We start from the raw sequence: 12570 nt of genomic DNA, 5'->3' as shown, positions 1-12570 counted from the left end.
TGGAAGAATGGTGGGATGACCGATTACCTGCAGCGGATCCTGCGCGCCCGCGTCTACGACGTGGCGAGGGAAACCCCCTTGGATCACGCCCCCAATCTGAGCCGCCGGCTGAACAACGCGGTCTGGCTGAAGCGTGAGGATCTCCAGCCGGTGTTCTCGTTCAAGCTGCGCGGCGCTTACAACCGCATGGCCCAGCTCAGTGCCGACGAGCTGAAGCGCGGTGTGATTGCCTCCAGCGCCGGCAACCATGCCCAGGGCGTCGCCTTAAGTGCCAAGCGGCTCGGCTGTCGGGCCGTGATCGTGATGCCGAGCACCACCCCAGAGGTGAAAGTTCGCGCCGTGCGGGCCCTTGGCGGTGACGTGGTCCTCCATGGCGAGACCTACGACGAGTGCTCCGCGGAAGCGCAGCGACGCTGCAAGGCCGAGGGGCTCACCTTCATCCACCCCTTTGACGATCCGGAGGTGATCGCAGGTCAGGGGACCATCGGAATGGAGATCATGCGCCAGGCCGAGCAGCCACCCAACGCCATCTATGTGGCTGTGGGCGGTGGTGGCCTGATCGCAGGAATCGCCGCCTACGTCAAACGGCTCTGGCCGGAAACGGAGGTGATCGGCGTTGAGCCTGTCGATGCCGATGCCCTGAGCCGCTCCCTCGAGCAAGGCAAGCGGGTGGAACTGGAACAGGTCGGTCTTTTTGCCGATGGCGTCGCGGTCAGGAAGGTGGGCCAACACACCTTTGAGCTGGCTCAGCAGTTCGTCGATCGGATGGTTCGGGTCGACACCGATGCCATCTGTGCCGCGATCAAGGACGTCTTTGAAGACACCCGTTCAATCCTTGAGCCGGCCGGTGCTCTGGCGGTTGCCGGGCTCAAGCAGGACGTGGCCGATCGGCACCTAGCGGGGAGCAATCTTGTGGCGGTGGCCTGCGGGGCCAACATGAATTTCGACCGACTGCGCTTCATCGCCGAACGGGCTGAGCTCGGTGAAGAGCGAGAAGCAATGTTGGCCGTGGAAATTCCCGAATCACCCGGCAGCCTGAGGCGGCTTTGCGAACTGCTACGGGAGCGCAGTCTTACGGAATTCAGCTACCGCATGACCGATGGCGCCACGGCGCAGATCTTCATCGGTGTGCAGGTGAAAGATGAAAGCGACCGTGCCTCACTGCTGAACCAACTGGAACGTGGGGGTTTCCCCTGCCTCGATCTGAGTGAGAACGAATTTGCCAAGGTCCACCTGCGCCACATGGTGGGGGGCCGTCTGCCGTCCTCAGCGCGCACGGCCTGTGCCGGGGAATGCAAGGAGCTGCTGTATCGCTTCGAATTCCCCGAACGCCCGGGTGCCTTGATGAGCTTCGTGGATGCTCTGCACCCCGGCTGGAGCATCAGCATCTTCCACTACAGAAACCACGGCGCCGACGTAGGGCGCATTGTTGTGGGGGTGCTGGTGCCGGAACAGGAGAAGGAGGGCTGGACCGACTTCCTCGATGCCCTGGGATATCGCCACTGGGATGAAACGAACAACCCGGCCTATGGCCTGTTCCTCTGAGTTTTCAGGCGGTAACTTGAGTGCTCTCGAGGGCTTGTGATGACGTCTGCATCCCTGCCCACCAGACTCGAGGCGATTCTTTATCTCAAGGGCCGGCCCGTCAGCGTCGGCGAACTGACCGAGCTTGCCGATTCAGACCGCCGGTCCGTGGAAGAAGCCCTCGTGGCCCTGACGGCCTCTTACGCCCAGAGGGACAGTGCCCTTGAGATCGTTGAACAGAGCGGTCGCTACGGGCTGCAGCTCAGGCCGGGCATGGGCGATCTGGTCAAAGACCTGCTGCCGGTGAATCTCTCCACGGCAACCTTGCGAACCCTTGCCACCATTGCCCTGAAGAAGCGAATTCTTCAATCGGATCTTGTGGATCTGCGGGGCTCGGGGGCCTACGACCACATCAAGGAACTGCTGGCGCAGGAATTCATCGAACGGCGTCGACAGAGCGAGGGGCGGTCCTACTGGCTCACTCTCACCGAAAAATTCCATCGCACCTTCTCCGTGCTTCCTGATCTCGGGGCAACCGATCTGACGGAAGCTGCATAAAGTCGAAGCAGATCAGCCCCCGTCATGGAATCTCTACCCGTCACCCTGCTGCAGGTGCTGTCCCAGACCCTGCAGATCTACTCATTGGTGCTGATCGTTCGAGTTCTGCTGAGCTGGTTCCCGAACCTGGACTGGGGCAATCCGGTGCTGAGCAGCGTGAGTGCGATCACCGACCCCTACCTCAACGCATTCAGGGGTTTGATCCCACCACTTGGGGGCATTGACCTCTCCGCCATCCTGGCCTTCCTGGCCCTGAATCTGTTGCAGAGCCTGGTGGGGCAGTCGATCAGCGCCTTCTACATGTCGGGCTCCACCTGGTGATCACTGCTGATTGATGCCGCGTTCCAACGGCAGCAAATCATCCTCATCAGCATCAACGCGGGTTCGTACAGGGGCATTGAACCCACGGGCACGGGGATTTTTGATCACAAACGGTCCAGGTGTTCCCGCAGGCACTGAGATTCGCAGAGCGAATGGGGAGTGACCGGGGTTCACATCCCCGATCGATCCCACCCGGGTTCTGTTTGGAAGAACGGGTTCACCACTGGCATCAAGAATTCGTGCGTACACATCGGTATCGATGACGCTGTTTTTGCCGCGGTTCTCAACGTCTCCCGTCAGCACATAACAGCTGGCACCCATCGGCCGGCTCAGTTCGGGTTGATTACCAGCGTCCAGCTCTCCGCAGGGATCCAGGCGAACCTCAGTGAGTTGAAGTTCAGCGGCATCGCAAGGGAGTGCCAGTCCAAGCAGCAGAGGCAGGCTGCACAACAAGGCAAGGAGTCGTCGGAGCATCAGGAGATCAACGTTGGTCACCGCTGCCGCCGATGCGCCCACGGGCAGCCCGGCTCGACAGTTTCTGCAGGTTGGCTTCAGCCACCTCATCCAGGTCATAACCCAGTTCGCTGGCCAGCTGAGCCACGTACCAGAGCACATCTCCCAGCTCCAACTTGATTGCTTCGCGGGTGTCGGCATCAAAAACACCCTCACGATCCCGAATCACCTTTTTCACCTTGTCAGCCACCTCGCCGGCTTCACCGGTCAAACCAAGGGTCGGATAGATGGGATTACGGCCCACATCCGGGTAGGCAGCCGTCTTTCGGGCGGCGTCCTGATAGGAATTCATCTCCATGGGACCGGTAGGGAAACGCCCGGATGGTAGTTTCCGCAAGGATTTTCAGCCGCGATATGGGCCAGTTCGACCTGAACCGACGGACCAAGATCGTGGCCACCATCGGCCCTGCCACGGAAAGTCCGCAGCGGATCAAGGAGCTGGTGAAGGCTGGTGCCACCACGTTCCGGCTGAACTTTTCCCACGGGGACCACAGCGAACACGCCGCACGCATCGCCACGATTCGTCAGGTGTCTGAGGAATTGGGTCAGACCATCGGCATCCTCCAAGACCTTCAGGGCCCGAAGATCCGACTCGGGAGGTTTGCGGAAGGCCCGATCACCCTGGCCAATGGCGATCCCTTCACGCTCACCTCACGGCCGGTGAGCTGCGACAAGACGATCGCAACCGTGACCTACGACAAGCTGGCCGACGAAGTCACCGCCGGAAGCCGGATCCTGCTCGACGACGGCCGCGTTGAGATGAGGGTCGATACCGTCGACAAGGCGCAGCAGACCCTGCATTGCACCGTGACCGTGGGCGGTGTTCTTTCCAACAACAAGGGCGTCAACTTCCCGGACGTGCAGCTTTCCGTTCGTGCCCTAACGGACAAGGACAAGACCGACTTGGCCTTTGGCCTCAGCCAGGGGGTGGATTGGGTGGCACTCAGCTTCGTGCGCAATCCCTCCGACATGGAAGAGATTCGCGGACTGATCCGTGAGCAGGGCCATGAGACCCCTGTGGTGGCGAAGATCGAAAAATTTGAGGCCATCGATCAGATCGATTCGATCCTTCCGCTCTGCGACGGTGTGATGGTGGCCCGCGGTGACCTCGGAGTGGAGATGCCGGCTGAGGAAGTTCCGCTTCTGCAGAAGGAACTGATCAGCAAGGCCAACAGCCTGGGCATCCCCATCATCACGGCCACCCAGATGCTGGATTCCATGGCCTCCAGCCCCCGGCCGACCCGAGCCGAAGTCAGCGACGTGGCCAACGCCATCCTTGATGGCACCGACGCCGTGATGCTTTCCAATGAGACCGCGGTGGGGGATTTCCCCGTGGAAGCCGTTCAGACCATGGCCACCATTGCTCGAAGGATTGAAAAGGACTATCCCCAACGCTCGATCGACAGCCACCTGCCCAGCACCGTTCCCAATGCCTTGAGCGGTGCGGTCAGCACCATCGCCAGCCAGCTCAACGCCTCCGCGATCCTTCCCCTCACAAAAAGTGGGGCCACGGCTCGAAACGTCAGCAAGTTTCGGCCTGCGGCACCGATTCTTGCTGTCACCCCCGATCGCACCGTTGCCTGCCGTCTTCAGCTGGTGTGGGGTGTGACCCCTCTGGTGATTCCCCAGGGCGAACGCACCACGCAAACCTTCCACGCCGCCATGGTCAAGGCCAGAGAACTGGATCTGCTGAAGGAGGGAGATCTTGTGGTTCAGTCCGCAGGCACCCATTCGGGCGTTTCCGGATCCACGGATCTTGTCAAGGTGAGCATCGTTAGCAACGAAGCTGAAGCGACACTGATCTGAACGACGCCAAACCATGAACCGGCGGATGCCCGCAACGGAAACGGTGCGGATGGCCCTGTCCACCCTGCGGAGCAACCGTCTGCGCAGCCTGCTCACCATGGTGGGCATCGTGATCGGTAATGCCTCTGTGATCACCCTGGTGGGGGTTGGTCGTGGCGCCCAGGGGCTGGCTGAAGGGCAGTTGAACAACCTCGGTGCCAATGTGCTGTTTGTGGTCCCTGGCAACACAAACACCAGACGCCAAGGTGTCACCCGACCCAAAACGCTTGTCCTGGAGGATGCCGAAGCCATCGCCGCTCAAGTTCCCAGCGTCAAACGCGTCGCGCCTCTGGTCAACACCAATCAGGTGGTGCAGGCGGGAGCCCGCAGTGCCACTGGTGCGGTCTTCGGCGTGACACCGGAGTTCCTTCCGGTTCGCAGCTTTGAAGTGGCCAAGGGCCGTTTCATCAGCGCCAAGGCAGTAGCCGGTGCACGGGCTGTTGCTGTGCTCGGCTCTGATCTACGCAAAAAGATGTTCCCCACTGGCTCAGCGATTGGCCAGCAGGTGCGCATCGGCAATCAAAGCTTTGAGGTGATCGGTGTGATGGCCCCCAAAGGGGCCGTGTTCGGCAGCAACCAGGATGAAAACATTTACATCCCAATCACAACGATGGTGAACCGGATCACCGGTCGGGATCCGATTTACGGCGTCAGCCTCAACTCCATCAGTGTTGAAGCCAGAGATGAACAGAGCATCAACGCAGCAAGCTTTCAGATCAACAACCTGCTGAGACAGAGGCACCGAATTCTCCGGGATGACGATTTCGTGGTTCGGTCCCAGAAGGATGCCCTCACCATCGTGAGCACCATCACCGGAGGACTCACCTTGATGCTCGGGGCCATCGGAGGGATCTCCCTGCTGGTGGGCGGCATCGGGATCATGAACATCATGCTGGTGTCCGTCAGCGAACGAACCGAAGAGATCGGTCTGCGCAAGGCCCTGGGGGCTCGCAGCACTGATGTGCTGCAGCAGTTTCTGGTGGAATCCCTGGTGCTTGCCAGCCTGGGCGGCGCCATCGGCACGCTGGTGGGGCTTGGAACCGTGAGCCTCGTGGCGGCGGTCACGCCACTCCCGGCAGCGATCGGCGCCACGACAGTGATGTTCACCGTTGGGCTCTCAGGATCGATCGGACTGTTCTTCGGTGTCGTACCTGCCCGACGAGCCGCCAAGCTCGATCCAATTGTTGCCCTGAGAAGCCTTTGATTCGGGTCTCAGAAATCAGTCCAACTCCTTTACACTAGTTAACGAATTTTTTCGGCTCATGAATCAGCGCTGGCGCCTTCTTGCCCTCTGGCTGTTGCCAATCGGCGTCGTGTTGCTGATTGGCTGGCAGGTGGTGAGTAACGGAGGCATCAATGGCCTCAGCCAAGACAGCAATGGCACCACCGTCGCTCCCCGCAATGCTGCCGTGGCGCGTATGAGCTACGGCCGCTTCCTCGACTACGTCGAAGCCGGCCGCGTCACAGCCGTTGATATCTACGACGGTGGCCGCAACGCCGTGATCGAAGCCGTTGATCCCGATCTCGACAACCGCGTCCAGCGCCTGCGCGTCGATTTGCCCGGTCTTGCCCCTGAGCTGATCAACACCCTGAAGACTGAAGGCATCAGCTTCGATATTCATCCCCCCCGCACAGCGCCTCCGGCCCTGGGGGTTCTGGGCAATCTGGCCTTCCCGCTGCTGCTGATCGGTGCCCTGATCTTCTTAGCCCGCCGCAACAGCAACATGCCTGGCGGCCCTGGCCAAGCCATGCAGTTCGGCAAAAGCAAGGCCCGCTTCATGATGGAAGCAGAAACAGGCGTCATGTTTGATGACGTGGCTGGTGTCACCGAAGCCAAGCAGGAACTTCAGGAAGTGGTCACCTTCCTCAAGCAGCCCGAGCGTTTTACCTCCGTGGGTGCTCAGATTCCCCGCGGCCTTCTGTTGGTTGGCCCTCCCGGCACCGGTAAAACCCTTCTTGCCAAGGCCATTGCAGGCGAAGCGGGAGTTCCCTTCTTCTCGCTCTCTGGTTCTGAGTTCGTCGAAATGTTCGTTGGCGTGGGTGCCAGCCGCGTTCGCGACCTGTTCAAGAAGGCCAAAGAGAACAGCCCTTGTCTGATCTTCATCGACGAAATTGATGCCGTTGGTCGCCAGCGCGGTGCTGGCATCGGCGGCGGTAACGACGAACGCGAACAGACGCTGAACCAGCTCCTGACGGAGATGGATGGCTTCGAGGGCAACAGCGGCATCATCATCATTGCCGCCACCAACCGTCCCGACGTTCTGGACTCAGCCCTGATGCGTCCCGGTCGTTTCGACCGTCAGGTCACTGTGGACGCCCCTGATATCAAGGGCCGCCTCGCCATCCTCGACGTGCACTGCCGCAACAAGAAGCTCGAAGATGAGCTGTCCCTCGAAAGCATCGCCCGCCGCACCCCTGGCTTCACCGGGGCTGACCTGGCCAACTTGATGAACGAGGCAGCCATCCTCACCGCCCGTCGCCGCAAGGACGCCATCGGTCTGAGCGAGATCGACGACGCTGTCGATCGCATCATCGCCGGCATGGAAGGCCGTCCGCTCACCGACGGTCGCAGCAAGCGTCTGATCGCATACCACGAAGTGGGTCATGCCCTGATCGGAACCCTGGTCAAGGACCACGATCCTGTTCAGAAGGTCACCTTGGTTCCCCGTGGTCAGGCCCAAGGCCTCACCTGGTTCTCCCCTGACGAAGAGCAAACTCTGGTCACCCGTGCCCAGCTCAAAGCGCGCATCATGGGAGCACTGGGTGGACGTGCCGCAGAGGATGTGGTGTTCGGTCATCAGGAAGTCACCACCGGAGCCGGTGGCGACATCCAGCAAGTTGCTTCGATGGCTCGAAACATGGTGACCCGGCTCGGCATGAGTGATCTCGGCCCTGTTGCCCTCGAAGGCGGAAGCCAGGAAGTGTTCCTGGGCCGCGACTTGATGTCTCGCAGTGAGGTGTCGGAATCGATCTCCCAACAGATCGATATTCAAGTGCGCAACATGGTGAAGCGTTGTTATGACGAAACTGTGGAGATCGTGGCCGCCAACCGCGAAGCCATGGACCGCCTGGTGGAATTGCTGATCGAGAAAGAAACCATGAATGGTGATGAGTTCAAGGCCGTTGTGGCTGAATTCACCGCTGTTCCTGAGAAAGACCGCACAGTCGTCACCTTGGACTGATCCTCGGCCCAGCAACCAAAAAAGCCCCCGTCTTAATCAGACGGGGGCTTTGTTATGAATTGGATTTGTTCTTGCGTCGACGGCAACGTTCGGAGCAATACACAACCTCCTCCCAGCAATTTCTCCAGGCTTTACGCCACTCAAACGGGCGATCGCAGACTGGACAGATCTTGCTGGGACGGATGTTTTTAGCCCCCCCCTTCTTCAAGCGACAGCCTGAACGGGACGCTTGTCGATCACCGAATCAATCAACCCATAGTTCACTGCTTCGGTGGGTGACATGAAGAAGTCACGGTCAGTGTCCTGTTGGATGCGATCCAGAGGTTGCCCGGTGCGATCAGCCAGCTCCTTGTTGAGGCGATCCTTCAAGAAGAGAATTTCGTCCGCCTGAATGCGGATGTCACTGGCTTGGCCCTGGGCACCGCCCAAAGGCTGGTGAATCATGATCCGGGAGTGCTGCAGGCTGCTGCGCTTGCCCTTGGTGCCGGCACAAAGAAGGAAGGCACCCATGCTCGCGGCCAGGCCAACACACACCGTGTGCACATCCGGTTTGATGTGCTGCATCGTGTCGAAGATGCCGAGGCCGTCGTAGACCGAACCGCCGGGCGAGTTGATGTACAGGTAGATATCTTTCTCGGGATCCTCAGCTTCGAGGAACAACATCTGGGCCACGATCCGGTTGGCGGAGTCACTGGTGACAGCCTCACCAAGGAAGATGATGCGCTCGCGCAGAAGCCGGGAATAAATGTCAAAGGCCCTTTCTCCCCGGCCGGACTCCTCAATCACAATGGGGATCATCTGAGCATCAGCGGGGTCGAGCAATCCTAACGGCGATGTCTGCGGCGCTAGGGTTCCAGCCATTCATTCTGGGACTGCACGTTGGCCGCAAGTCAGACCATCGCCGACAGCAAACGAGCGTTTCATCAGGCCTTCCCCCACGTCATTGCGCCGCTGTACCGCCGCCTTGCTGACGAGCTGCTGGTGGAGCTGCATTTGCTGAGCCATCAAAGTCGATTTGAAGCCAACGAACTCTTCAGCGTCGGGCTGTGCAGCGTGTTTAACACCTTCACCAAGGGCTATCGGCCAGAAGCGCAGACAGACGCACTGTTCAATGCCCTCTGCAGCAGCAATGGCTTCGACGCAGCAAAGCTGCGTAAGACCAACGCTTCGCTGGTTGAACAAGCCAAAGGCAAGGATCTCGAGAGCCTGAAGAGTTGGCTGTCATCCCACAGCCTCAAAGATGGCAGCCACTACTCACGTTTGATGGCCGTCGGACTGATGAGCCTTCTCAAGGCGACTGCCGCGGATGCCACCGGCTTGGAAACTGAGGCCATTCTCAATCAAAGCAAGGAACTCGCCGAAAGCCTCGGTTTGCCCTGCGATCGCGTCGAGAAGGATCTAACGCTATTTAGCTCCAACAGCGAACGGATGGATCAGGCCGTTGAACTGTTGAACGAAACGATCGCTGCTGAAAAGCGCAAGAAGGAGCGCCGTTTGGCAGAGCAGGCTCAAGGCACCTCCAGCTGAAGGCGAAGCCATCCGGGCTGTTGATTCTTCGGCAGTGCTGTCATCTCAAGCTCCAGTTGAGATGCGTTACCAATGACCCGAGGCCAGCCCGGTCCCAGCCAACCCAGCCGAACCAATTGATCCGGTTTCCCTTGAAGGCGAAGTTGCTGTTGACCCATCCTTTTCAACGGTGAGGGGCCGATGGTCGGGACGTCCCCTAAGCCAAGCAGCAGCTCCACCTGATCCTGCGTTCCAGAGCTCAACGACCATCCACCTTGAGGGTGCCCCTGGGGATCGAGCCAAACATTGGCGACACGGTTTGATGGTCGACCATTCGAAGACAAAAGGGGGCGTTGCTCCATTTGAAACCCGCGCTTCAACAAGGCGGTTGCAACGGCATCAAGACTTCGCTTGATCCAGTCGGTTTGATCAGCAGCCAGCATCAACCTGGCTTGAACAGAGGCCTGGAAGCGGCCAGCCTCGAGCACGTCCACCCGCAAAACGACAGGCGCAGCGAGCAGAACATCACGCAACTCCTGCGGAAGTCCATAACGGCTGTCGAGTTGTTCTGCGATCAGTGGATTGTTGAAAACGGATCCCAGCAAAGGCTGCAGAGCAACGCTATTGAGCTCTAGATAGGCCGACGACGGATCAAAGCGAACGGAATTGGTTTGGCCTTTCGCCTGGTCAGCCTGCAGAGACGCGAAGGGTCTTGAAGCCACAGGTCCTTCAGCCATCAGCCGATCGCCCTGCAGCGCAACACGCAAACAGCCATGGGACACGCTTGCCAAGGCGGGGAAAAGAGAACCGCTGATCGAGGCCAGGCCTGACGGTTGCCACAACACGGCCGTTCCGCTGGTCAACCGCTGCAAGCAGCTCTGCTCCAAGCCCGAAGGCTCCCTTGGCTGAAGCGATTGGAGTTGATCAAAACTGCTGCGGTGTAGTGCATCAGCGAACAGCAGATCCAGGGAAGACGAGTTCGATGCTGACGGAAGAGCCAGAAGGGGTTCCCCGTCGTCCAGCCAGATCAGCCACCAGAGCCCGCGGCCATGACGGGCCCAGCGATCAGGGGCTGCCGAAGGACCAAGCCGCTTCTGCCAGACCTTCGGGACCGATCTAGAGGGATCAGCCTCAAAACTCTGCACCAAGCGAGCCCGCCGACTGAGCTCAAACAGCTCTGCTGTTCCATGGCGATTCAGAGAAGGCGTCAGCAGGCTGGACGTGCCGAGCAGCAGGGCGGGCAAAAAAAAGCACAACCCCAGAAGAAGGGCTGTGCAGGGATGCTCTTCAAGTTCGCGTCGGATGGACGCAATCAGGAGGAGGATTTGGTTGAACCCTGACGGCGTCGACGGTCCCTCCATTCGATCGTTGAGAGATAAATCACGGCAACGCTGACGAAGACAAGAAGCACTGCTGCCGTGACCGCCAGGGTCTGGCTGAGAAGTGGTGCGTCTTGAAGCACAGATTCGATCAGAAGTTCAGGGTGCCGTCACCATTGCGTCCCCAGACCACCATGGCGATGGAGAAACTGAACATGGCGGCCAAGGACGCCCAACCCAGAGTGAACAACATGCGCTTGACCGCTTGACTGATGGGATCCTACCTAGGGTTCGGCATCTTTTCGTCCGTCCGGAGGCAACTGTCATGACCAGCTCCAGCCCCGGTTCATCAGCAGTACTGGAGCGTCAGGAAACAACCCAGCGTTACCCCCAGGCTCGCGTGATCGTTCTTGACGATGATGTGAACACGTTCCAGCACGTGGTGGATTGCCTTCGCAAAATCATTCCTGGCATGAGCGAAGACAATGCCTGGAACCTCGCCAACAGAATTGATGGGCAGGGTTCGGCTGAAGTCTGGTGCGGCCCCCTGGAGCAGGCCGAGCTGTACCACCAGCAGCTTCAGGCCGAAGGATTAACAATGGCCCCTCTGGAACGCTGTTGAGTCAGGCCGCAGGCTTACGGCTTGCTTTGGTGAGTCGCAGCAGATCAGCCACCTGCAGACGCTGCAGCTGCTCGTCCATCACGAAACGCACCACACGTCCAGGGCACAAGGCCAGGCCCCGAACCTCCGTTCCGTGCACCTCAGCGGTGAGCATGCGGGCCTGGGGGCCGCATGCATCCTCCAGCGGTCCGCTGATCGCGTGGCGGAGAGTGTCAACTGATTTCAGCATCACAGCCCCGGAGCGCTCTCTCTGGCATAGCCAAAGTGGCTAACTTTCACCAGTTCTCGGGTTTTCGTTCAGCTTTGGGCCGGGTCGTCATCACCCACAGCACCTATGTGGACGGCTTAATCCCGTGGCTGAAGGCCCTGTCCCATGAGACGGATATCCAGACGATCACCCCTGCCGTGATCAGCCGGGTGCGTGGCCGCAGTCCCGAACTACAGCTGCGGGTGTCCACACCGATCCAAGGGGGTTTCAAGCTGGTGGCTCGCAAAGGCACTTCAGCTCAAGAGGTCTTTGTTGTGACATCGATGAGTCGGCCTGACCTGGAACAGGCGGTTCTGCATCACCGCCCCTGAGGGGGTTGGCGTTGCTGGAATCCTGCATCACGACAGGCCTCAGGATGACCAACAGCAACGCTGGGTTCACGGGCACAGAGATCAGCCCAATCGGATCGGCGGAAACATTGGGGAAGGATGGCCCGGCATGCGACTTCAGCGTCATCCGGCAGAAAGGAGACAGCGTCAACGGCGGGGCTGCCAAAACAATCAACAAGCAGTGCGCCTGCCACTACCCCAAAAAAAGGGGAGATGAATGAAGTTAACATTGAACGATGAAAATTAAAGCGATGCAAAAAGATCCCGAACTATGACTTCACTTAAACTCAATTCGCATTGATCAATGCACAACGACATCAATAATTGGAATCAGATGGAGGAATCTTGAATTCCATAAAAAGCGCCTCTGCGTCAGCATAATCTTTCTTTTCACGCAAATAAAAAACTTGGGCTTTCCACCAATCCCAGGTTTCCATTTGGATTAGCTCATCCAGGCGGGGATCACGCATCGCGATACAGCAACCGATCCAAAGCTAAGGACAACCAAAGCACTGACAAGCTTTGTTCACACAGTAGTAAGCATCATCGACTACACAACGGCTGAGGGGTAGCCTTTGATCGC

At 59.2% G+C, this 12570-nt stretch carries 18 protein-coding genes; 9 read left to right on the top strand and 9 right to left on the bottom strand.

What is annotated here, in order from left to right; genetic code table 11:
• The first annotated feature begins 15 nt into the window (after positions 1-15).
• Genes ilvA through FZZ90_RS00430 form a run of 3 tightly spaced genes read left to right on the top strand, consistent with a single transcriptional unit; the run spans position 16 to position 2403 of the window.
• A complete protein-coding gene (gene ilvA / locus FZZ90_RS00440) occupies positions 16-1545 on the top strand; it encodes a threonine ammonia-lyase, biosynthetic (RefSeq protein WP_226423833.1) in 1530 nt (509 codons plus the stop codon).
• Between the two features lie 39 nt (positions 1546-1584).
• Positions 1585-2082, top strand: coding sequence for an SMC-Scp complex subunit ScpB (scpB, locus tag FZZ90_RS00435; RefSeq protein WP_226423832.1), 498 nt, complete (start codon positions 1585-1587; stop codon positions 2080-2082).
• Positions 2083-2106: 24 nt separating this feature from the next.
• Complete coding sequence (locus FZZ90_RS00430; protein ID WP_115022017.1) at positions 2107-2403, top strand: YggT family protein; 297 nt, start codon at positions 2107-2109, stop codon at positions 2401-2403.
• Here FZZ90_RS00430 and FZZ90_RS00425 read toward each other — a convergent pair whose 3' ends face one another.
• Together FZZ90_RS00425 and FZZ90_RS00420 are read right to left on the bottom strand one after the other, a co-directional pair.
• A complete protein-coding gene (locus tag FZZ90_RS00425; RefSeq protein WP_226423831.1) occupies positions 2404-2877 on the bottom strand; it encodes a hypothetical protein in 474 nt (157 codons plus the stop codon). It lies immediately after the preceding gene.
• A 7-nt stretch (positions 2878-2884) separates the two neighbouring features.
• Positions 2885-3214: a nucleoside triphosphate pyrophosphohydrolase family protein gene (locus tag FZZ90_RS00420; RefSeq protein ID WP_226423830.1), complete on the bottom strand. Its 330-nt coding sequence runs from the start codon at positions 3212-3214 to the stop codon at positions 2885-2887.
• A gap of 56 nt (positions 3215-3270) precedes the next feature.
• Between FZZ90_RS00420 and pyk the strand changes: the two genes are divergently transcribed.
• From pyk to ftsH, 3 genes are read left to right on the top strand one after another with little or no spacing between them, the layout of a single operon-like run.
• Positions 3271-4722 carry a pyruvate kinase gene (pyk, locus tag FZZ90_RS00415; protein ID WP_226423829.1) on the top strand — a complete coding sequence of 484 codons (1452 nt, stop codon included), beginning with the start codon at positions 3271-3273 and terminating at the stop codon, positions 4720-4722.
• A 13-nt stretch (positions 4723-4735) separates the two neighbouring features.
• The gene (locus tag FZZ90_RS00410; RefSeq protein ID WP_226423828.1) at positions 4736-5965 is read left to right on the top strand and encodes an ABC transporter permease; all 1230 of its coding nucleotides are present in this window, start codon (positions 4736-4738) and stop codon (positions 5963-5965) included.
• Positions 5966-6023: 58 nt separating this feature from the next.
• Positions 6024-7943, top strand: a complete 1920-nt coding sequence (ftsH, locus tag FZZ90_RS00405) for an ATP-dependent zinc metalloprotease FtsH (RefSeq protein ID WP_226423827.1) — start codon at positions 6024-6026, stop codon at positions 7941-7943.
• 52 nt (positions 7944-7995) lie between these two features.
• Here the strand turns inward: ftsH and FZZ90_RS00400 are convergent, their stop codons facing one another.
• Both FZZ90_RS00400 and clpP read right to left on the bottom strand, forming a co-directional pair.
• Positions 7996-8151: a DUF2256 domain-containing protein gene (locus FZZ90_RS00400; protein WP_226423826.1), complete on the bottom strand. Its 156-nt coding sequence runs from the start codon at positions 8149-8151 to the stop codon at positions 7996-7998.
• Complete coding sequence (gene clpP, locus FZZ90_RS00395) at positions 8148-8741, bottom strand: ATP-dependent Clp endopeptidase proteolytic subunit ClpP (RefSeq protein ID WP_226399680.1); 594 nt, start codon at positions 8739-8741, stop codon at positions 8148-8150. Before clpP ends, FZZ90_RS00400 begins: the two co-directional genes overlap by 4 nt.
• A gap of 81 nt (positions 8742-8822) precedes the next feature.
• Between clpP and psb29 the strand changes: the two genes are divergently transcribed.
• A complete protein-coding gene (gene psb29 / locus FZZ90_RS00390) occupies positions 8823-9470 on the top strand; it encodes a photosystem II biogenesis protein Psp29 (protein WP_226423825.1) in 648 nt (215 codons plus the stop codon).
• Here the strand turns inward: psb29 and FZZ90_RS00385 are convergent.
• Positions 9452-10693 (bottom strand): hypothetical protein, encoded by a 1242-nt coding sequence (locus FZZ90_RS00385; protein ID WP_226423824.1) that lies wholly within the window; start codon positions 10691-10693, stop codon positions 9452-9454. The genes psb29 and FZZ90_RS00385 overlap by 19 nt on opposite strands.
• Before the next feature lie 226 nt (positions 10694-10919).
• Complete coding sequence (gene petN, locus FZZ90_RS00380) at positions 10920-11021, bottom strand: cytochrome b6-f complex subunit PetN (RefSeq protein ID WP_011364412.1); 102 nt, start codon at positions 11019-11021, stop codon at positions 10920-10922.
• Positions 11022-11093: 72 nt separating this feature from the next.
• Here petN and clpS point away from each other — a divergent pair, with 72 nt between their 5' ends.
• On the top strand, positions 11094-11390 hold the full coding sequence (clpS, locus tag FZZ90_RS00375; RefSeq protein WP_226423823.1) for an ATP-dependent Clp protease adapter ClpS: 297 nt from the start codon (positions 11094-11096) through the stop codon (positions 11388-11390).
• 1 nt (position 11391) lies between these two features.
• On the opposite strand, the gene FZZ90_RS00370 is transcribed toward clpS, so the two are convergent.
• Positions 11392-11619, bottom strand: a complete 228-nt coding sequence (locus FZZ90_RS00370) for a hypothetical protein (RefSeq protein ID WP_226423822.1) — start codon at positions 11617-11619, stop codon at positions 11392-11394.
• Between the two features lie 74 nt (positions 11620-11693).
• On the opposite strand from FZZ90_RS00370, the gene FZZ90_RS00365 reads away from it, so the two are divergent.
• Positions 11694-11969, top strand: coding sequence for a DUF2103 domain-containing protein (locus FZZ90_RS00365; protein WP_226424418.1), 276 nt, complete (start codon positions 11694-11696; stop codon positions 11967-11969).
• On the opposite strand, the gene FZZ90_RS00360 is transcribed toward FZZ90_RS00365, so the two are convergent.
• Positions 11957-12181 carry a hypothetical protein gene (locus FZZ90_RS00360; protein WP_226423821.1) on the bottom strand — a complete coding sequence of 75 codons (225 nt, stop codon included), beginning with the start codon at positions 12179-12181 and terminating at the stop codon, positions 11957-11959. The genes FZZ90_RS00365 and FZZ90_RS00360 overlap by 13 nt on opposite strands.
• Positions 12182-12304: 123 nt before the next feature.
• Entirely contained in the window at positions 12305-12457 is a 153-nt protein-coding gene (locus FZZ90_RS00355) for a hypothetical protein (protein WP_226423820.1), read from the bottom strand.
• Between the last annotated feature and the right edge of the window lie 113 nt (positions 12458-12570).

Origin of the sequence: Synechococcus sp. MU1617, from assembly GCF_020514235.1 — a bacterium.
Taxonomy (GTDB): domain Bacteria; phylum Cyanobacteriota; class Cyanobacteriia; order PCC-6307; family Cyanobiaceae; genus Parasynechococcus.
Note: the sequence above shows the minus strand (reverse complement) of the source record. Positions and strands in the feature narration are given on the sequence as shown.